The 19,611-nt window shown below is 36.6% G+C and carries 17 protein-coding genes, 1 pseudogene and 1 other annotated feature; of the genes and pseudogenes, 14 read left to right on the top strand and 4 right to left on the bottom strand.

Annotated features, from left to right (window positions below):
- The first annotated feature begins 4 nt into the window (after window positions 1–4).
- The 6 genes and pseudogenes from rpsR (at window position 5) to DES48_RS07300 (ending at window position 5,503) form a co-directional block, all read left to right on the top strand.
- A complete protein-coding gene (gene rpsR, locus DES48_RS07325; protein WP_079710098.1) occupies window positions 5–235 on the top strand; it encodes a 30S ribosomal protein S18 in 231 nt (76 codons plus the stop codon).
- A gap of 247 nt (window positions 236–482) precedes the next feature.
- Window positions 483–1,064 (top strand): hypothetical protein, encoded by a 582-nt coding sequence (locus DES48_RS07320; protein WP_079710100.1) that lies wholly within the window; start codon window positions 483–485, stop codon window positions 1,062–1,064.
- Window positions 1,065–1,127: 63 nt separating this feature from the next.
- A pseudogene (locus tag DES48_RS07315) lies at window positions 1,128–1,292 on the top strand (IS3 family transposase); the annotation flags it as partial.
- 807 nt (window positions 1,293–2,099) lie between these two features.
- Window positions 2,100–2,351, top strand: a complete 252-nt coding sequence (locus DES48_RS07310) for a hypothetical protein (RefSeq protein WP_079710102.1) — start codon at window positions 2,100–2,102, stop codon at window positions 2,349–2,351.
- 203 nt (window positions 2,352–2,554) lie between these two features.
- Window positions 2,555–2,782: a binding site (T-box leader), on the top strand.
- A 120-nt stretch (window positions 2,783–2,902) separates the two neighbouring features.
- Complete coding sequence (serA, locus tag DES48_RS07305; protein ID WP_113868099.1) at window positions 2,903–4,489, top strand: phosphoglycerate dehydrogenase; 1,587 nt, start codon at window positions 2,903–2,905, stop codon at window positions 4,487–4,489.
- A gap of 582 nt (window positions 4,490–5,071) precedes the next feature.
- Window positions 5,072–5,503: an N-acetyltransferase gene (locus tag DES48_RS07300; RefSeq protein WP_245911329.1), complete on the top strand. Its 432-nt coding sequence runs from the start codon at window positions 5,072–5,074 to the stop codon at window positions 5,501–5,503.
- A 119-nt stretch (window positions 5,504–5,622) separates the two neighbouring features.
- On the opposite strand, the gene DES48_RS07295 is transcribed toward DES48_RS07300, so the two are convergent.
- The 4 genes from DES48_RS07295 to DES48_RS07280 all read right to left on the bottom strand — a co-directional run bounded on the left by DES48_RS07295 (window position 5,623) and on the right by DES48_RS07280 (window position 9,254).
- Window positions 5,623–6,999: an MATE family efflux transporter gene (locus DES48_RS07295; protein ID WP_113868097.1), complete on the bottom strand. Its 1,377-nt coding sequence runs from the start codon at window positions 6,997–6,999 to the stop codon at window positions 5,623–5,625.
- Window positions 7,000–7,019: 20 nt separating this feature from the next.
- Entirely contained in the window at window positions 7,020–7,607 is a 588-nt protein-coding gene (locus DES48_RS07290) for a TetR/AcrR family transcriptional regulator (protein WP_113868095.1), read from the bottom strand.
- Window positions 7,608–7,872: 265 nt separating this feature from the next.
- Window positions 7,873–8,433 carry a DUF4256 domain-containing protein gene (locus DES48_RS07285; RefSeq protein WP_113868093.1) on the bottom strand — a complete coding sequence of 187 codons (561 nt, stop codon included), beginning with the start codon at window positions 8,431–8,433 and terminating at the stop codon, window positions 7,873–7,875.
- A gap of 20 nt (window positions 8,434–8,453) precedes the next feature.
- Window positions 8,454–9,254 carry an HAD family hydrolase gene (locus DES48_RS07280; protein WP_113868091.1) on the bottom strand — a complete coding sequence of 267 codons (801 nt, stop codon included), beginning with the start codon at window positions 9,252–9,254 and terminating at the stop codon, window positions 8,454–8,456.
- Between the two features lie 143 nt (window positions 9,255–9,397).
- Between DES48_RS07280 and DES48_RS07275 the strand changes: the two genes are divergently transcribed.
- The 8 genes from DES48_RS07275 to yycF all read left to right on the top strand — a co-directional run bounded on the left by DES48_RS07275 (window position 9,398) and on the right by yycF (window position 19,607).
- A complete protein-coding gene (locus DES48_RS07275; protein ID WP_113868089.1) occupies window positions 9,398–9,943 on the top strand; it encodes a GNAT family N-acetyltransferase in 546 nt (181 codons plus the stop codon).
- Window positions 9,944–10,115: 172 nt separating this feature from the next.
- A complete protein-coding gene (locus DES48_RS07270) occupies window positions 10,116–11,063 on the top strand; it encodes a YybS family protein (protein ID WP_113868088.1) in 948 nt (315 codons plus the stop codon).
- 31 nt (window positions 11,064–11,094) lie between these two features.
- Complete coding sequence (locus DES48_RS07265) at window positions 11,095–13,068, top strand: DHH family phosphoesterase (RefSeq protein ID WP_079710978.1); 1,974 nt, start codon at window positions 11,095–11,097, stop codon at window positions 13,066–13,068.
- Window positions 13,069–13,071: 3 nt separating this feature from the next.
- A complete protein-coding gene (gene rplI / locus DES48_RS07260) occupies window positions 13,072–13,518 on the top strand; it encodes a 50S ribosomal protein L9 (protein ID WP_079710114.1) in 447 nt (148 codons plus the stop codon).
- 126 nt (window positions 13,519–13,644) lie between these two features.
- On the top strand, window positions 13,645–15,021 hold the full coding sequence (dnaB, locus tag DES48_RS07255) for a replicative DNA helicase (protein ID WP_079710116.1): 1,377 nt from the start codon (window positions 13,645–13,647) through the stop codon (window positions 15,019–15,021).
- A 710-nt stretch (window positions 15,022–15,731) separates the two neighbouring features.
- Window positions 15,732–17,018, top strand: coding sequence for an adenylosuccinate synthase (locus DES48_RS07250; protein WP_113868086.1), 1,287 nt, complete (start codon window positions 15,732–15,734; stop codon window positions 17,016–17,018).
- A gap of 278 nt (window positions 17,019–17,296) precedes the next feature.
- Window positions 17,297–18,763, top strand: coding sequence for a M23 family metallopeptidase (locus tag DES48_RS07245; RefSeq protein ID WP_113868084.1), 1,467 nt, complete (start codon window positions 17,297–17,299; stop codon window positions 18,761–18,763).
- A gap of 142 nt (window positions 18,764–18,905) precedes the next feature.
- A complete protein-coding gene (gene yycF, locus DES48_RS07240; protein WP_113868082.1) occupies window positions 18,906–19,607 on the top strand; it encodes a response regulator YycF in 702 nt (233 codons plus the stop codon).
- The last annotated feature ends 4 nt before the right edge of the window (window positions 19,608–19,611 follow it).

Raw genomic sequence — 19,611 nt, 5'->3', positions numbered from 1 at the left:
TCAAATGGCAGCTCGTCGTGGACGTTCAAAGCGTCGTAAGGTGTGTTATTTCACAGCGAACGGTATTACACACATCGACTACAAAGATGTTGATTTGTTAAGAAAATTTGTTTCAGAACGTGGAAAAATTCTTCCTCGTCGTGTAACAGGTACTTCTGCAAAATGGCAACGTAAATTAACAAGAGCAATTAAACGCGCTCGTCAAATGGCTTTATTGCCATATGTTAGTGAGTAATTTATGTAGTAAAAGTTCCGACCATCACTAAGATGGTCGGAACTTTTTTTGTATGCCGGGCATGTGCACAGACTTTAGGGTTAGAGTCCCGAACTGAGAAGCCAATGGCTGTCCCCCACCTTATTTCCGCAAAAATAATCCATCATTATTCATATACCAATCTAATAGAATTAAGGAAAAAGTAGTTAGAAAGTAAATTTCTTGATGTGGTAAAATATAAACTAGACTAAAAAACGAGGGGAGACACATGAAAAAGAATATATTGTTAATCATTGTCCTACTTATCTCCGCTTTATTTATAGGGGCATGCCAGCAGGATTCTAATACACAAGAAAACGTTAAAAATGATGGAAAGGTAAACAGTTCTGTAAAAGAAGATGAAGGAATTGAAGAAACAGAAGAAGAACGGTTAAAAAGACAGGAAAGCGGATTGAATCTCTACGGAGAAGGGGTAAAAGATAAAGATTATGGAATAACCCTCCAAACTGCATATTCGGAAACAAACATTTTTCGGGAATCAAAGACAGATAAACCTTTTGCTGTTAATGCTGTTGTAAAGGTAGCCAATGCAACAGATCAACAGGTGAATGCATCGAATATAGGTTTTACATTAACTAGTGAAAATAGTTCTAATTCGTACACTGGAGAACTTTTCTCTTCTATGAATCCTTCAGATTTAGAGCTGAATCCAGAAGAAAGTGTATATCTTCAAGTAACCTTTGAAGTAGATGCAATAGAACCAGCTTATATGTTTTCTGTAGGCGTTTTTAATAATCCAAATTGGGAAGAGGTAAAATGGAAAGTGGAGGATTTAGAAGAACCTAATTAAAGAAGCCTCATAATTAAAAAGCACTCTCTAGATGCCCTCAATCTGGCTCTTTTTTGGGGTACTACATTCAAAACGATCAAAACAGAATTCATCAGAGAGGCTCATTTTACTGACCAACAAGCACTTGACCTAGCCCTTCTTGATTATATTTATTGGTTCAATCACATTCGAATTCACGGATCATTAGACTATTTAACACTGACTGAATGCAAGTTAAGCAACCTTTAAAAATTTGTCCGATTTAGTGTTGACATACCATCTATTTACGCATTGTTATTCATTAATAATAGATCAGGCGTGGGGAGCTATTTACATGATTTTAACACTTATACTTTGCGTTTAATTGAAATTTAGATAAACAGACACTACACATAGAAGTAAGTAAATCTATTGGTAATATGTTAAAAGTCTAATATATTATGTTTTTTTAGTGAAAATATTATAAACTTCTTAAAAATTAAGTATATGTTAACTATTCTTATGCTCGTATTGTAAGAGGTGGTTAAAATTATTAAACTTTATATAAAGGAATTGAAACCAATCATAAGGGTAACCGTAATTGTTACAGCAATATATCTAGCAACCTGTGGATTGTCATTTTTAATTGCAGTTGAACAGCTTTGTTAAATCCTATATACAATTGGTTCTGATTTTGGTGCTTTTCTACATAATTTTTATAGCTAATAATTTTGATTTTGGAGTAGGGCTTACAGGGTACATGTTATTCGCATCGATTATGGGGATAGCTTCCGTAGTACTGTACAAATTAATAAAATCGTTTAATTTGTACCTATTCTGTCTCACACTCTATGGAACATGTATGCAATAATTGGTTTATTGCTTTACTTATCTTAATGACACTGAATAACATTGACAAAAACATTGCAAGTAGCAAACGCAAGGTGAAGTCCTAGATATATCCAGGGTATTCAGGTCACAAATCGTGTATAATTATTGGTACGCAAATCTATGATTAGCACCATTCTATATAATTAGTTTTATTAATAAAGAATTCGCTGGAGCTGGTGATTACAAATGTTAAGGAAATTGCATTATGTTACAATACTATTATTTATTATCTTTGGACTGATAAGTTTATATTTTTGGATACCATGGTGGCAGCATGTTGATAAAGCGATTGGATTATTTGTTTATTGTTTTATGTCAGTGCCTGTTTTGAAATTCAATCTGCGGGACAAATCAGCCTTGAAAGAAAAGATTGCTGTTTTAGTTTTGGTTTGGGTTAGTTTATTATGTATTACTGCTGGTGCAGCTATTTGGTTATAAGTTTACTAGATACTTATCTTGTTTTATTAAAAACTCCTTGATAATTCAATTATTAAGGAGTTTTTTGTATAGGTAATTTATTCGGTGCACCAATAGAAATAAAGATAATCTAATGTTGAAAAATTCACACATTTTCGGAATAAAGTATTGACATATTTTTAAATCGTGCTATGATATATGAAAATTCAAAATTATTTGTCAATAAAAATACTGAGAAGAAGATATGTTGATTAATTGTTATTCTTAAGAGAGCTGATGGGTGGTGTGAATCAGCGAATAAACGAATCAATTCCACTTCAGAGTAGGTAGGTTGAACTGCATTTGCACAGTAGGTCTACACGTGATGCACGTTACGCATCATCCAATGAAGGCTGTGTACGCACAGTGAAATTAGGGTGGTACCGCGGATGTTCCAACTTTTCGCCCCTTACGTAATCGTAGAGGGTGGAAAGTTTTTTAATGCATTCTTTTAAGTTGCAATGCAATTAAAATAGAGATACATGTATTCGGGAAGTCGTATCTATAATAAGTAAAAAACAGGGGGAAAGAGCATGACCTATCGTGTATTGATTAGTGATCCATTAAGTGAAGATGGTATTTATCCATTACGAGAAGCAGAAAAAATCGAAGTAGATATGATAACAGATTTAACAGCAGCGCAATTACAAGAAAAAATAGTAGACTATGATGCATTACTTGTACGTAGTCAAACAAAAGTAACACGAGAAATTATTGCAAATGGAAAAAGGCTGAAAATTATTGGTCGAGCAGGTGTTGGGGTTGATAACATTGATCTAGACGCTGCTACAGCGCATGGTGTCATTGTCGTCAATGCCCCTGATGGGAACACCAATTCAGCCGCAGAACATACCATGGCAATGCTGATGGCGTTAGCACGGAAGATTCCCCAAGCATATCATGCGTTATTACAAAAGAAATGGGATAGAAAGTCACATGTGGGTGTGGAATTAAAAGGGAAAACGTTAGGAGTGATTGGGATGGGGCGTATTGGCCGCGAGGTGGCCTTAAGAGCAAAAGGGCAACGTATGAAGGTCATGGCTTATGATCCATTTTTAACAGACGATAAAGCTGAACAATTAGGTGTTTCACGTGGAACAGTAGAAGAAGTTGTTCAAGTTGCAGATTTTATAACGGTTCATACGCCATTACTGAAAGAAACGAAGCACTTAATTAATACAGAAGCATTTACCAAAATGAAAGACGGCGTCCAGCTTATCAATTGTGCACGAGGTGGTATTATTGATGAAGAGGCATTGTATGAAGCAATTGTTTCTGGAAAAGTTGCAGGAGCTGCACTAGATGTTTTTGAGGAGGAACCGGCAACAGATCATAAACTGTTAGAATTGCCTCAAGTAATTGCTACACCTCACCTTGGTGCAAGTACGGTAGAAGCACAAGAAAATGTCGCGATAGATGTTAGTCATGATGTTGTGCGTTTATTGACTGGTGATTTGGTTAAAAACCCAGTAAATATGCCGTCCGTACCGAAAGATCTAATGAATAAAATTGAACCTTATTTTTATTTAGCCGAGAAGCTTGGGTTATTTTTAACCAATGTAACGGATGATGTGATTGAAGAAATAACTATTTACTATGCTGGTGAATTATATGAGGTAGAAGTAGCGCCACTGACAAGAAACACGATTAAAGGGATGCTGAAGCGTCATTTTGGTGACCATATTAATGACGTCAATGCGGCTTATTTAGCGGAGCAACGTGGGATTGTCATTAATGAACAAAAAACAAGTACGACAAGAGGTTTTACGAATTTAATTACGGTCGAAGTAAAGACCAAATCAGGTAGCAAAACCGTGGCAGGTACATTACTTAATGGCCTAGGCGCACGAGTGGTAAGAGTAAATAATTATAGTGTTGATTTTAAACCCCAAGGGAATGTGTTATTTATTCATCATAAAGACCAACCTGGCGCAATCGGAAAAGTCGGTAGCGTATTAGCGGAACAGGCGATTAACATTGCAACCATGCAAGTAGGTCGTGCGGATGTTGGTGGAGATGCCATTATGTTATTACGAGTGGATAAAGCAGTAAATGAAGCGGATGTTGCTGTGCTGACAGCTCTACCGGATATTTATGGTGTGACAGCGATGAATTTGTAGGGGGAGTGTCAAAAAGAAGAATATAATATAAAACAGTTTTGACTTGAAAAAGAAGCTGGGACAAAAGTGAATGAAGAGCCCTGATAAACGAACGATGGATAACTTTTTTATCTATCGTTCGTTTTTAGTTAGAAAACATAACTAAGTAACTGGAAATATACGAGACTCTAGTGTGAGAAGCACGAGTGTATTTCCAGTTGCGATGGTTAAGTTCTCATCAATCATTCGTGTACTGTAGTTAAAAATTAGCTTTGTTCCAGCCTCTTTATTTATGTTTAAACAAAATCGGTTAAGTATCATATATAGGTTATCTAATGTAATGTGTCATGTATAATGTACATAAGGATGTTAGAAGGGTAGGTTTACCATGCATCAAGTCAAGGCATTTTATTCGGGTAAAGGATAAGCGAGGTGCATATCAATTACAAGAAGTTTAGAGAATGAGCCTTTTTTGGAGTACTATTAGGGTATTCGCTTTTAATCGTTATCTTTGCTACAGGGAAGCTTATAACACATTTGTGAGCCATTTTTCTTCTAAATACAATCTATATTAATGCAAAAAACTATTAAGGGGTAAGGGATATGATGATAAGAATATGTAAAGATGAAGATATTGATAACTTAATTGATATTTGGTACAACGGTTCATTACAAGCGCACCATTTTATTAATTCGAGTTATTGGAAATCTAAAATAACAGAAATGAAAGAAATTTACATTCCAATGTCAGAAACCCACGTTATAATTAGTCAAAACAAAATTATTGGCTTTATTTCGATGGTAGACAATTATTTAGCGGCGCTTTTTATTGACAAAGCTAATCAAAAAAAGGGGGCTGGGCAAGCATTATTAAACTATGAAAAAAAACGGAGAGATATAATGGAGTTGAAAGTTTATAAGGATAATGCACCTGCAGTACGTTTTTATAAAAAAAACGGTTTTGTCATAACACAAGTAGTAACAGACGAAGAAACGAATAAACAAGAATACGTAATGGAATGGACTAAAAATTAAATGCAATAAATTGGTGCAACCGAGACATAGAACGAAGTAAAAGGTGAGGCTGGTATTTATTAAAGTAGACTTAACAAATAGCAACCTCATCTCAATATTTTATCAATATACTTCGTTTATTAAGTAACTTGTGACTTCTCACTTAATTTTGCTCTCTCTTGCCGATAAATTATCTGTAAACGCATAAAGAATCCAATGGCAGCACCGGTTAAACCTAACGAGATGCCGATCCAAAACCCTGCTGGACCGAGTGAAGAGAATTTTGCTAATAAATAACCAGATGGGATGCCGATAATCCAATAAGAGACAAACGCAATATAAAATGGTAATGTCACATCTTTATATCCACGCAATACGCCTTGTAAACTCGCTTGTGCAGCATCTGAAAGTTGATATAATATAGCAATAATAAACAATTGTCCAGCCACTTGAACAACAGCAGGGTCATTGGTATACAAGTAAGCGATCGGCTCTTTAAAAAAGAACATAAATACAGATCCCAGTGCAAGGAAGCCAATGGCACTTAATACCCCAATCAGTGAATAGTGTTTCGCATTGTCCAGACGTTTTCCACCGACAGAAAAGCCAACAACAATCGTAATCGCCATTGATAGACTAAGCGGAACCATAAATAATAATGTAGTAAAACTAATTACGATTTGGTTCGCTGCAATAACACTAGTGGTAAACATAATACCTATGAGTAATGTCACCACAGAAAAAATACTTGCTTCAAAGAAAATCGATAAGCCAATTGGAATCCCAATCGATAATTGCTCTTTCCATGCTTTAAAAGATGGTTTCACCCAGGCCACAAATAGGTGATAATCTCTTACAATTTGAACTTTAAAGGTTAGAATAGTACTAGCAATTAAAATAATCCAAAACGTCATTCCAGTTGCATAGCCCGCACCGATTCCACCTAGTTTTGGGAGACCGAAATGACCAAAGATTAAAGTATAATTTAACAGGACATTAAATGGAACCGCTAGAACCGTAATAATCATTGACACTCTAGTATAGCCCTGCCCATCAAAGAAATTACGAATAACATTAGATAAAAATAAAGGAATAATGCCAAGTGATAAACCGATTAAATAATGAAAAGCAATGTGTTGTACACTAGGGTCTAAATCCATGATGGCTAAGATTGGACGAAGCACGATGGCACCAATTGCAATAATGGCAATACCGAGCACGATAGCCAAATAAAAAGCTTGTGTTACTTTGTAATGAATTTTGTGCCGCTCATTGGCACCAACTAATTGAGCAATAATCGGCGTAATGGCTAGCATGATACCATTCATTCCAGTGAAAATCGGTGCCCATAAACTAGAACCAATGGAAACGCCGGCTAGATCATCTGTCCCGACCCTTCCAGACATCATTGTATCGACAAAATTCATGGCAGATAAACTAATTTGAGTAATCATAATCGGCCATAATATTTTTAGGAATAAGCGAATTTTTTCTTGAAGTGTGTCTGCATGAAACATGCCATTCCCCCCCTCTATCTCTAAGGTTGTTGCGTTTGATTGGTGATGCCTAGCCAGAATACTTGCCAAGCAGCATGTAGCTTACGATTGGTGCGCGCTTCGCCCCCATAAACTAGCTCCACACTAATCGAATCTAACAAAGATGAAAAAGCAAGCGTAGCTATCTTTGGATCTTGTGTTATTTCTTGCTGATCATAGGCATGTATAAAACGTTGTAGATAATACGTGTCGACTTGATCAATGTAATCTAATTGGTAACGAACCACTTCTTCATACAAATGACTCGGTGGAAAAAAAGTCGTACGCAACCAGAATTTCAAGCGATATTCATGGTGAAACCGATAAATAAAATCCTCTAACGCATGCCATAGATAACGCGCTAGCGGTTGATGGAAATGTTCAGTTAAATAGGCTTGATCAAGTTCTAATTCACGATCAAAGGTTTCTTTTAAGACTTGGAGAAAAATATCATCTTTCCCTTTAAAATGTGCATAGATTGATTGTTTTTTAATCCCTACTTGATCAGCAAGCATGGCAAGCGATGTGCCCTCATAGCCATGGGTCGCAAATAAGTCAAGCGCTGCATCTTTAATCATTTGATAGGACATGCTTTCCCTCCCTTACGAACGTTCGTTCATTTATCCATCATAGCAAAGCGGATTTTTGATGGCAACTATTTTTATTTAAATTTGTCCTAAACAAAAAAGTATCTATTTTGTTGTTCATGCAATCAAAACAGATACGAGGTGATATTATTTTTATAATGGTGAGCAAACTTAACCATGGTGGAAGATACGTACAATTTCTTCAAAGGTCGTCAGATACACAATGTTACCCTCTTTCGCTTGCAGTAGTTATATTTTATATGATTAATTAAACATACAGTACACCACGAAAGCCTCTAGAAGCGTAATACGATTCAGCGCCATTATGATAAACAAATACTTGCTCAAAGCGATAATCGCAAAAGAGCGCACCACCAAGCCCGCGGATAGCGGATGGTGTTTTAATCCAGCTTGACGTTTTGGTATCAAATGATTCTAAAATTTGCAAATAGCGATACTGCTCTTCTGTTAAGATGTCAATGTCCATGGCATTAGCCATATCAATGGCGCTAGTTGCAGGCTTATGTTTTTTTCTTGATTCTAACGCAGCATGATCATAGCAAACACTTCTTCGACCTTTAGGACTTTCTTTGGAACAGTCACAAAAAATGTAAGCTGATGTTCCGTTATCATAACCGATAACATCAGGCTCTCCTGCCGTTCGTTCCATTTCATATAACGACCATAACTTCTCCATATTATTAGTTAATTTTGCTTGTATCGCGTTCCAGTCCATTCCTTCATGGCGATGCATATTCTTATAAAAGCGTTCTTCTAATTGGCTGATTAATATTTCCATTTGTTCTGAGGATAATGCTTTTTCCGTCATCGTTCTACCTCCTATATTGCTTAATAATTGTCTTGTTGTGTTAAGGAAGCAGCTAATGGTTCTAGTTGACTTAGATGTTGAATTTGATACGTTGGTTTAACAGTTGTTTGCTCCTTGTTCTCTCGATTAATCCAAACATTTTTAATCCCTGCTTGATTGGCCCCTAAAATATCTGTCATAAGATTATCTCCTACCATCAATGCTTCCTCTTTTTTTACATCAGCTAGCATCAGTGCATGGGCAAAAATGCTTGGATCGGGTTTCCCTTTGCCAAATGCCCCAGAAATAATAATATGATCAAAGTAATTGCGCAGTTCCGGTGTTAAGGTTAATTTTTGTTCTTGTAGAGATGGAGCGCCATTGGTCAACAATAATAGCTGATAGTTTGGTTGTAATGCTGCTAAAACTGCAAATGTCTCCTCGTAAACAAACGGATTCTCCACTCTTTCTTGTACAAAGCGATCAGCTAGCGCATTTGCAAAATGAACATCATTGATTCCAGCTTTTTTAAGTCCTTGTTCCCAAGCTTGTTTTCGGTATGTCGGCACCAGCTGATACATTTTCTTAAAATCGTCTGTGTCATCATCAAATGTGCCCCATAAACCTTCAAACGGGTTAATACCGATCATTTTGGTGAAACCGTATGTTTCATAAGAAGCGTATAGCTCGCGAGCGGCGTCACGTACATATTTTTCTAATTGTTCGGCATAAATACCGTATTTTTCTTCTGCAAGCTTGCATGTCTGTAAGAAGGCAGTAGCTATACTTTTCTTATCCCAAAGTAATGTATCATCTAAATCAAAAATTATTGTTTTAATCAACCCGTCCACTCCCTTTACGTTATTTTTAACTATTTTAACAGGACGTAACGGGTTGCGCTAATACAATTTGATACTAAACAGAAGCAAATTACTTCTGTTTGTCTTACAATAGAGATAGCATTGTATAAAAAGGAGTGCGCACAATGAACAAGTGGATAGGAAAAAATATATACATACGAGCCTTACAAAAAGAAGATGCCCAAGCTTTATTAGAGATCAATATAGAAAACAGAGAGATCTTTGATCGTTATTCCCCTGTTAATCGAAGCGATGATGATTTCACATTAGAAAATCATGAAAAACAGATCCAAGAAGGAGAAGACAGCTGGGATGGAGATAAAGGATATAACTTTGGTATTTTTATAAACGAAAGTAACAAACTAGTAGGAACGGTATCGCTGTTCCTTATCGAACGAGGAACCGCAGAGAAATGTATGGTTGGTTATGGGTTGGATCATCGTTATAGTGGAAATGGCTATATGACTGAAGCAGTTAAACTTGTGACAGCCTTTGCTTTTGAGGATAAAGCTTTTCACCGTATTGAGGCTGGAGTGATGCCAAGAAATACAGCTTCCATTCGAGTGCTCGAGAGTTGTGGCTTTTATCGAGAAGGTACGTTAAGAGACCAATTGAAAATTAATGGGAAATTTGAGGATCATCACATTTATTCGCTGCTAGCAACAGATTGATCGTGTTGTATGTAAGCGAATATCATTTGTCATTTATTTGACTTATCGTTTATACTTAAAGGTGAAAAATAAAATATATCGTCCCAAAAAAGAAGAGGAAAAGCTAGTAATTACGCACAGCACATAGTAGCTGTGCTTTTTCTAAGCTAGAAAGCAGTAGAGGTGTCAATGTATGCAGGATAAGCAAAAATTAAAAGCAGCAATAACTACTGGGTTAATTTATGTTTTATTACTAGCGGTTACCATTTTGATTCCAGCCAGCGAATGGATTACGTTATTTTTATTACCTATTCCATTTGTTTCTTATACGAGTCGATATGGGTTGCGAGATTCTCTGTCCTTGGGTGGACTAGTACTAGTCATAGCTGTATTACTTACTTTATTTGTGTTTGTTGTAACGCTTCCTTTCACGTTGTTGGCCGTTCTAACAGGCACGCTAATTGGCTATTCGATCCATCATAAGCGTCATGCCTATGAAACGTGGGCGTTAGGAACAGTGGGGGTAAGTATCGGACTAGTTACATTGTTTGTACTCATTCAGGGAATTAGTCAAGTAGATTTGATTGCTGAATATGAAACGATGGTGGAAGAATCGATTAAAACAAGCCAAGCGATTATGGGATCAACAGGAGTATCAGTATCCCAAGAAGATTTGAATACGCTTAGAGATCAGTTTCTTCAATTTATTAAACTGTTACCTACTTTATTAATTGCAGCGGCTATCGGAATTGCTTTTGTCACGCAATGGTTAAGTTATAAATGGCTGAATTGGCGGGGTAATCGAAACTTAGCTTTTCCGCCTTTTCGTACGTTTAAACTACCAAAAAGTGTAATTTGGATTTTTCTTATAGCCATTGTATGTAGCTGGTTTTCTGATCCAACAAGTGCATTTGCTACTGGGGTATTGAATGTAACAAATATCATCGGAATACTACTAACGTTACAAGGGGTTTCTTTTCTTTTCTTCTATTTTTATCAAAAAAGGATCTCTAAAGCTGTACCAATTTTAATTGTTATATTTGGTATTATTTTTCTGCCAGTAGGTCTTTATATGACAAGAATCTTAGGTATAATTGATGTAGGAATGGATTTGAGAGAAAGAATGAAACAAACAAAGTGAGCTCATATCTGGGCGTAGGAGCTGAAAAATGATGCCAGATTTATTTAAGAAGCCAACTTTAAGTGTTCATTTATGGATTATTTACGCTATATCTTTTCTGTTATTAGGGTTTATTTGGTTCTTCCAATGGATGCTAGGGCTCGTTATGACGATTGCAATAGTGGCTTCGCTATATTATAGTGTTCGATCAGAAAAATACATTATTAATGAAACTGAAGAATATATTACGACGCTTTCCCATCGCGTAAAAAAAGTTGGTGAGGAAGCCTTACTAGAGATGCCAATCGGTATTGTCTTATTCAGTGAAGACTATCAGATTGAATGGACGAATCCTTATATGAATAAATACACAGATGATGAGGATACCTTTGTTGGTAAATCATTAAATAACCTTTCGCCAGACTTAATTAATCGAGTCAAAGAAGCGAAAGAAGATATTTGGATGCAGTTAGGTGAAGTCGAATTTCAAGTTATGGTCAAAAAAGACGAGCGATTGTTGTACTTTTTTGATCGTACAAAACAAACCGAAATTCAGAACCTGTATCATAACGAACAAACCGTATTGGGTATTATCTTTTTAGACAATTATGAAGAGATTACACAGGCAATGGATGATGCGTCTCGGAGTCAGATCAATTCAAAAGTAACATCAACTTTAAATGATTGGTCAAATCAGTATGGAATTTATTTAAAACGAATCTCACAAGAGCGCTTTCTTGCTGTCATGAACCAACAAATTTTAGATCAGTTAGAAAAAGCTAAGTTTGAGATTTTAGATGAAGTAAGAGAATTAATTTCAGATAATAAAAATGTACCATTAACGTTAAGTATTGGTGTCGGTTTAGGTGGATTGTCACTTCCTGACCTTGGAGGGTTAGCACAATCAAGTGTGGACCTTGCCCTAGGACGAGGTGGTGACCAAGTAGTTATTAAAGATGAAGCAGGTAAAGTGCGTTTTTATGGTGGTAAAACGAATCCGATGGAAAAACGTACAAGAGTAAGAGCACGTGTGATTTCCCACGCATTAAAAGAATTAGTACAAGAAAGCGATCAAGTATTAGTTATGGGACACAAATCACCAGATATGGATTCGGTAGGAGCTGCTATTGGGATACAAAAAATTGCTCAGGCAAATGGTGTAGAAGGTTTCATTGTACTGGATGAAGATGATATTGACACTGGGGTGCAACGTTTAATGGATGAAATTAAAGACGATGAGGTATTGTGGTCAAACTTTATTTCACCAACTGAAGCGCATGATTTAGTAACGAAGAACACCTTGTTAGTCGTAGTCGATACGCATAAACCATCACTTGTTGCAGATGAAAAATTATTAAGCAAAACCGAATATGTAGTTGTAATTGATCATCACCGCCGTGGGGAGGAATTTATTGATCATCCAACGTTAGTTTACATGGAGCCATACGCTTCATCTACCGCAGAACTAGTAACCGAATTATTAGAATATCAACCCAACAACTTGCGCTTAAGCATGTTAGAATCTACAGCATTGTTAGCAGGTATAATTGTTGATACAAAAAGCTTCACCCTCAGAACGGGTTCAAGAACATTTGATGCAGCTTCTTATTTACGCTCGAAAGGGGCAGACACGATTCTTGTCCAGCGCTTTATGAAAGAAGATTTGGATGTCTATATAAAACGAAGTCATCTCATTGAGAATACAACAGTGTATCGTGATCGTATCGCCATTGCGATTGGTGATGAGGGGCAAACATTTGGACCAGTAATTATTGCCCAAGCAGCAGACACGCTGTTAACGATGAGCGGTATTGTTGCATCCTTTGTCATTTCGGAACGGAATGATGGGCGTATCGGAATTAGTGCTCGCTCCTTAGGTGATGTAAATGTCCAGTTAATTATGGAAAGTATGAATGGCGGCGGTCATTTAACGAACGCTGCAACGCAATTGGATGATGCCTCGCTCGAGGATGCGGCTGAGCAGCTGAAAGCAATCATAGATGAGCAAATTGAAGGAGGAGAATAGGGCATGAAAGTAATTTTTCAAAAAGATGTTAAAGGTAAAGGCAAAAAAGGCGAAGTTAAAAATGTATCTGATGGTTATGCAAGAAACTATTTATTAAAAAATAATTTGGCGGTTGAAGCAACTGCTGGAAATATGAAAGCACTAGAAGCAAAGAAAAATAAAGAACAAGAACTAGAGCAAGAAGAGATTGATGAAGCAAAACAATTAAAAGAACAACTAGCTAATATGGAAGTACAATTGAAAACGAAGTCAGGTAAAGGTGGCAAGTTATTTGGCTCTATCACCAGCAAGCAAATTGCTGACGAGTTGAAAAAAAGTCACAATATTAAAATGGATAAACGTAAGATTGAATTAGATAATCCAATCCGTTCGCTAGGATATACCAATGTTCCTGTGAAACTTCATCCTGAGGTAACAGGTACAATTAAAGTACATGTAACAGAAGAATAAAAAGAAACTATAGGGTGGTAAGAGCTACCTTTAACGAGAACTACATGTTATAGGAAATAATTAGGCAGGAAGATAAACCTGCCTCCTTTTTCGTTAACAAAGAAAAATGCATAAGGGGAGATACGTATGAGTGAAGCCTGGGAAGAACAACGAACACCGCCACATAACATTGAAGCCGAGCAAGCTGTACTAGGTGCGATCTTTTTAGAACCAGATGCAATGTCTACTGCTTCTGAATTCTTGCTACCAGCTGATTTTTATCGTGCAAGTCATCAACGTATTTTCCAAGTTATGATGCAATTAAATGATAAAGGCGAGCCGATCGACTTAGTAACAGTAACAACGACATTATCGAATGTAAAACAATTAGATGATGTCGGTGGAGTTTCGTACTTAAGTGACTTAGCTAATGCCGTACCAACAGCTGCTAATATTAGTTATTATACAAAAATTGTAGAAGAAAAAGCGTTATTGCGTCGCTTAATTCGAACAGCAACGGATATTGTTTCCGAGAGTTTTTCCAAAGAAGATGACGTAGAAGAAGTATTAAGCGAAGCTGAAAAAAATATTCTTGAAGTGTCCAACCGTCAAAATAGCGGTGCGTTTAAAAATATTAAAGACGTTCTAATTGAAGTATACGATAATATTGAACAGCTCCATCAAAATGATGCTGAAGTAACGGGCATTCCAACTGGCTTTCGTGATTTAGATCAAATTACTTCAGGGTTTCAACGCAATGATTTAATTATTGTTGCAGCTCGTCCTTCCGTTGGTAAGACAGCTTTTGCCTTAAATATTGCGCAAAATGTTGCAATAAAAACGGATGAGAATGTGGCGATATTTAGTTTAGAGATGGGGGCTGAACAGCTCGTTAATCGTATGCTTTGTGCGGAAGGAAATATTGATGCACAGCGCTTGCGAACGGGTCATTTAGAAGCAGAAGACTGGGGTAAGTTAACCATGGCAATGGGTAGCTTGTCTAATGCTGGTATTTATATTGATGATACACCGGGAATCCGGGTTAATGAAATTCGCTCAAAATGTCGACGTTTGAAACAAGAGCATGGCTTAGGCATGATTTTAATTGACTATTTGCAATTAATCCAAGGTAGTGCCAATTCACGTGAAAACCGCCAGCAAGAGGTATCTGAAATCTCACGTTCTTTAAAAGGACTCGCACGAGAATTAAACGTACCGCTAATTGCGTTATCACAGCTATCTCGTGGGGTAGAATCAAGACAAGATAAACGTCCAATGATGTCCGATTTGCGTGAATCAGGAAGTATTGAGCAGGATGCCGATATTGTTGGATTTTTGTATCGAGATGACTATTATGACCAAGAATCTGAGAAACAAAATATTATAGAAATTATCTTAGCTAAGCAGCGTAATGGTCCTGTAGGTACAGTTGAACTGGCTTTTGTGAAAGAGTACAATAAATTTGTTGATTTGGATCACCGTTACCAAGAATCTGATATTCCACCAGTTGGAGTTGGTGGATGACGTAATTTTCAATCCAACGCAGATAAATTATTTGTCTTAAACCAAGTGTATGTCACTTAAAGGAGTGATGCATTTGGTTTATTTTTTGTTTTAGTCATGGAATAATACCAATACAATGCTTTTATACGAAAGAAAGTGGTTCCTTTGTTCAAGCAACCTCGTGTATAGACTATGGGAGTCAATTACACGGCAAAAATACACGCACGGGGCATAGAATGATAGAAAAAAATAGTAGAAAATCAAATTTGCGCTTTAAAATAAACAAAATTTTATGCAAGAGAACGCTCGTATCAGAGAAAGTAAAGCTAAGGTGTCAGCTACTAGTGTAGTAGTTGAATCGAACAGCAGTAACGACTTCCAGAAAAAAATATTGGTGTCATATTAATCTTAAGTGTTGTTATCATTGCAGTCGCAACTTACTTCATATTTTTAAGAAGAAAAAGAATATAGTATAAAATGAAAATTGGTAATAGTCTACCTTATATACTACTACCGATTTTTTATTTTTAAATAAAGATAGAAACGTATATGTCTTTTATAAAACAGCGATTAAAAGCGAACAAAAATAATAAAAAAACGAAAAACGTTCGTGTTGTTAATTGACACTGTTCTGACTAATTGGTACACTTATCTTTGGTATTTCATGTGAAAAAACGTATAAAATAAGCTGAATAAATCAGAATTGATTAAGTTAAGCGGAGGTAACTAATATGTCATCAGTAGTAGTGGTAGGAACGCAATGGGGCGATGAAGGAAAAGGCAAGATTACCGATTTCTTATCGCAAAATGCAGAAGTAGTGGCGCGATATCAAGGTGGAAATAACGCTGGTCATACGATTAAATTTGATGGTGTAACGTATAAGCTACATTTAATTCCATCAGGGATCTTTTTTCAAGAAAAAACGAGTGTATTAGGAAATGGAATGGTGATTGATCCAAAAGCAATGGTTGAGGAATTACAATACTTACATGACAAAGGTGTAACGACGGAAAATCTTCGTATTAGTAATCGCGCGCATGTCATTTTACCATACCATATTAAATTAGATTTGTTGCAAGAAGAAGATAAAGGGATTCACAAGATTGGTACGACGAAAAAAGGAATTGGACCTGCATACATGGATAAAGCCGCTAGAACCGGTATCCGTATTGCCGATCTATTGGATAAAGAAGTATTTCGTGAAAAATTAGTACAAAACTTGGCTGAAAAGAATCGTTTGTTTACCAAAGTGTACGAAACCGAAGAAATTCAAGTCGAAGATATTTTAAAAGACTATTATGAATATGGTCGACAAATTGCTAAGTATGTAACAGATACTTCCGTTGTGTTAAATGATGCGTTGGATCAAGGCCGTCGCGTGCTATTCGAAGGGGCGCAAGGAGTCATGCTTGATATTGACCAAGGAACTTATCCGTTTGTGACATCTTCAAACCCAATTGCTGGTGGTGTAACCATTGGGTCTGGTGTTGGGCCATCCAAGATTGATCATGTTGTCGGTGTATCTAAGGCATATACGACCCGGGTTGGGGATGGGCCGTTCCCTACCGAATTACAGGATGAAATTGGTGATAAAATTCGAGACGTCGGCAATGAATACGGCACCACAACTGGTCGTCCGCGACGTGTTGGTTGGTTTGACAGTGTTGTCGTACGCCATGCTCGCCGTGTCAGCGGAATTACGGATTTGTCACTCAACTCAATTGATGTTTTAACTGGAATTGAAACATTAAAAATTTGCGTAGCTTATAAGTACAAAGGTGAAATCATGGAAGAATTTCCAGCTAGCCTTAAAGTACTTGCTGAATGTGAGCCTGTTTATGAGGAATTACCTGGATGGACAGAAGATATTACTGCTGTTAAAACCTTACATGAACTTCCGGAAAATGCGAGGCATTATATCGAACGAATTTCCCAGTTAACACAGATTCCGTTATCGGTTTTCTCGGTAGGACCAGATCGTACGCAAACGAATCAAGTACGTAGTGTTTATAGCTAATTTATTTGTTGGTACTATTAAGGAAAAAAGTTAATTAAATAAAAACTATTTCTGTAAAGGAAGCAAGATGATCGTACAGAAATAGTTTTTTTATATGCAATGATGGGATAAAAATAACTAAATTTTTGCGATTAGAGGAGTTATATGGCAAAAATAATACAGTTTTATTACATTCTTTTTAAAAAGGTTTAAATCATATGTCGTTCTATGGTAGCCTATAGAAGGCTTAAAATTACTAGACTTACTAGAAATAGATAGTTGTAGGAGGAACTGGAACGATGACAGGGAAAGAGTCAAGGAATAACTACGAGAAAGCTAGAAAGATAGATTTATTGAAAAAGACGGCGATTACATCACTAATTGGTATTGGTTTAACTTTTAATGTTGCCTATGCTAATGAAGATGCTTCATTAGAAACCGTTTATCATGTATATGTAGATGGAGAGCATATTGGCACGATTGATAACAAAGAACCTATAACATCTTACATTGATGAGCAAATCGCAGCAAAAGAAAAGGAAAACGACGCATACTCCTATGCAGCTAAACAAGATATTTCATATGTTCCAGAACGTGTCTTTCATCCAAATACGAAAAACAAAGAAGTATTACAAACATTAGAAGATGAACTAACGCTTGAGGTAGAAGCCTACCAAATGAAAATTGGTGATAATGCAGTTGGTTCATTTAAAGATAAAGCAACAGCTGAACAAGCGCTTCGTCAGTATAAAGCAAAATATGTAGATGAAGAAGTGCTTGAGCAATTAGAACAGCTATCATCTGAAGAACAAGACAATGAAAATGATTCCAATAAAAAAGATTTACAAGTTGGTGATTCTGCAACGTTAGATGTAACTCTATCTAAAGAGGTTACTTACCATGAGAACAAGGTACCAGAAGATAAAGTATTAACTGCAGATGAAGGCGAAGAAGTATTAGAAAAAGGCGCATTAGAAGATAAAGTACATGAGGTACAAGAAGGCGAAGTATTGGGTTCTATTGCATCAAAGTACAATTTAGACATGGCCCAATTACTAGAACTAAATCCTTCAATTGAAGAGGATACCGTGTTACAAATTGGCCAAGAACTTCATGTAACTGCTTATGCACCATTCGTTAATGTAATTGTTAAAAAGGAAGAGGTTGTGGAAGAAGAAATCGCTTATGAAAAAGAAGTACAAGAGTCAGAGGACATGTATAAGGGCGATTCAAAAGTAACGCAAGAAGGAGCAGATGGTACAAAAGAAGTACACTATTCCTTAGAGCTTGTGAATGGACAAGTGAAAGAAAAAGAAGTCTTATCAGAAAAAGTAACGAAAGAACCAGTTAAAGAAATCGTTGTTAAAGGTACGAAAGTTGTTCCTTCCAGAGGTTCTGGTGATATGGCTTGGCCTGCTGTAGGTGGTTATATCTCTAGTGACATGGGATCTCGGTGGGGTTCTTATCATAAAGGAATTGATATTGCTGGTCCAAGTAATCGTGCAATTCTTGCAGCAGATAATGGAACAGTCGTATCTGCAGGATATACGAACGGCGGATATGGTAATAAAATTGTCATTAACCACAATAATGGCTACCAAACCACTTATGCCCACTTAGCATCAATTAGTGTCAGTGTTGGTCAAACGGTTACCAAGGGTTCAGAAATCGGCGTGATGGGAGACACAGGTCGTTCTACAGGCATACATTTACACTTTGAAGTGCACAAAAATGGTGAACTAGTTAACCCAGAAGATTTACTATAACTTAACGAAACAGTTATATAGAAAGACCCTTGCTGCTAACGATGCAACAAGGGTCTTACGCATATATTGGATAATAGGATAAGACAATTTTAGTAAAGTACGATAAAATGTAGATAATGTATGCTAAAGGAGGCTACAACCAATGAGTCAAAAAATATTAGTTGTCGATGATGAAAAGCCAATTGCAGATATATTGAAATTTAATTTAGAAAAAGAAGGATACGAAGTGGTATGTGCCTATGATGGGGATGAAGCCATTCGGTTAACAGATCAAGAAAATCCAGACTTACTTTTATTAGATATTATGTTGCCGAACCGTGATGGAAATGAAGTGTGTCGGGAAGTGCGAAAAAATCACAATATGCCGATTATTATGTTAACAGCAAAAGATTCCGAAATCGATAAAGTATTAGGTTTAGAATTGGGTGCTGATGATTATGTTACTAAACCATTTAGTAATCGAGAAGTGATTGCTCGGGTGAAAGCTAACTTGCGAAGGCAAGTACATATGCCTGCGGATACCAAAGCGAATAAAGATATACAGATTGGATCACTGGTCATTCATCCAGATGCCTATACCGTAACGCGGGAAGGTAATTATGTTGAATTAACACACCGAGAATTTGAATTGTTACATTATCTAGCTCGCCATATTGGGCAAGTAATGACTCGAGAGCATTTATTAGAGACGGTTTGGGGTTACGATTATTATGGCGATGTCCGTACCGTAGACGTAACCGTAAGACGTTTACGAGAGAAAATTGAAGATAATCCTAGTAGCCCACTTTGGATCGTGACAAGAAGAGGTGTAGGGTATTATTTACGTAATCCTGAACAGGAGTAGTAAG

Origin of the sequence: Paraliobacillus ryukyuensis, from assembly GCF_003315295.1 — a bacterium.
Lineage (GTDB): Bacteria > Bacillota > Bacilli > Bacillales > Amphibacillaceae > Paraliobacillus > Paraliobacillus ryukyuensis.
The sequence above is the reverse complement of the archived record's forward strand: the minus strand, read 5'-3'. Positions and strand labels throughout refer to the sequence as shown.

Coding starts and splice junctions, on each gene's coding strand:
- rpsR (WP_079710098.1), top strand. CDS start 5: ATGGCAGCTCGTCGTGGACGTTCAAAGCGTCGTAAGGTGTGTTATTTC.
- DES48_RS07320 (WP_079710100.1), top strand. CDS start 483: ATGAAAAAGAATATATTGTTAATCATTGTCCTACTTATCTCCGCTTTA.
- DES48_RS07310 (WP_079710102.1), top strand. CDS start 2,100: ATGTTAAGGAAATTGCATTATGTTACAATACTATTATTTATTATCTTT.
- serA (WP_113868099.1), top strand. CDS start 2,903: ATGACCTATCGTGTATTGATTAGTGATCCATTAAGTGAAGATGGTATT.
- DES48_RS07300 (WP_245911329.1), top strand. CDS start 5,072: ATGATGATAAGAATATGTAAAGATGAAGATATTGATAACTTAATTGAT.
- DES48_RS07295 (WP_113868097.1), bottom strand. CDS start 6,999: ATGTTTCATGCAGACACACTTCAAGAAAAAATTCGCTTATTCCTAAAA.
- DES48_RS07290 (WP_113868095.1), bottom strand. CDS start 7,607: ATGTCCTATCAAATGATTAAAGATGCAGCGCTTGACTTATTTGCGACC.
- DES48_RS07285 (WP_113868093.1), bottom strand. CDS start 8,433: ATGACGGAAAAAGCATTATCCTCAGAACAAATGGAAATATTAATCAGC.
- DES48_RS07275 (WP_113868089.1), top strand. CDS start 9,398: ATGAACAAGTGGATAGGAAAAAATATATACATACGAGCCTTACAAAAA.
- DES48_RS07270 (WP_113868088.1), top strand. CDS start 10,116: ATGCAGGATAAGCAAAAATTAAAAGCAGCAATAACTACTGGGTTAATT.
- DES48_RS07265 (WP_079710978.1), top strand. CDS start 11,095: ATGCCAGATTTATTTAAGAAGCCAACTTTAAGTGTTCATTTATGGATT.
- rplI (WP_079710114.1), top strand. CDS start 13,072: ATGAAAGTAATTTTTCAAAAAGATGTTAAAGGTAAAGGCAAAAAAGGC.
- dnaB (WP_079710116.1), top strand. CDS start 13,645: ATGAGTGAAGCCTGGGAAGAACAACGAACACCGCCACATAACATTGAA.
- DES48_RS07250 (WP_113868086.1), top strand. CDS start 15,732: ATGTCATCAGTAGTAGTGGTAGGAACGCAATGGGGCGATGAAGGAAAA.
- DES48_RS07245 (WP_113868084.1), top strand. CDS start 17,297: ATGACAGGGAAAGAGTCAAGGAATAACTACGAGAAAGCTAGAAAGATA.
- yycF (WP_113868082.1), top strand. CDS start 18,906: ATGAGTCAAAAAATATTAGTTGTCGATGATGAAAAGCCAATTGCAGAT.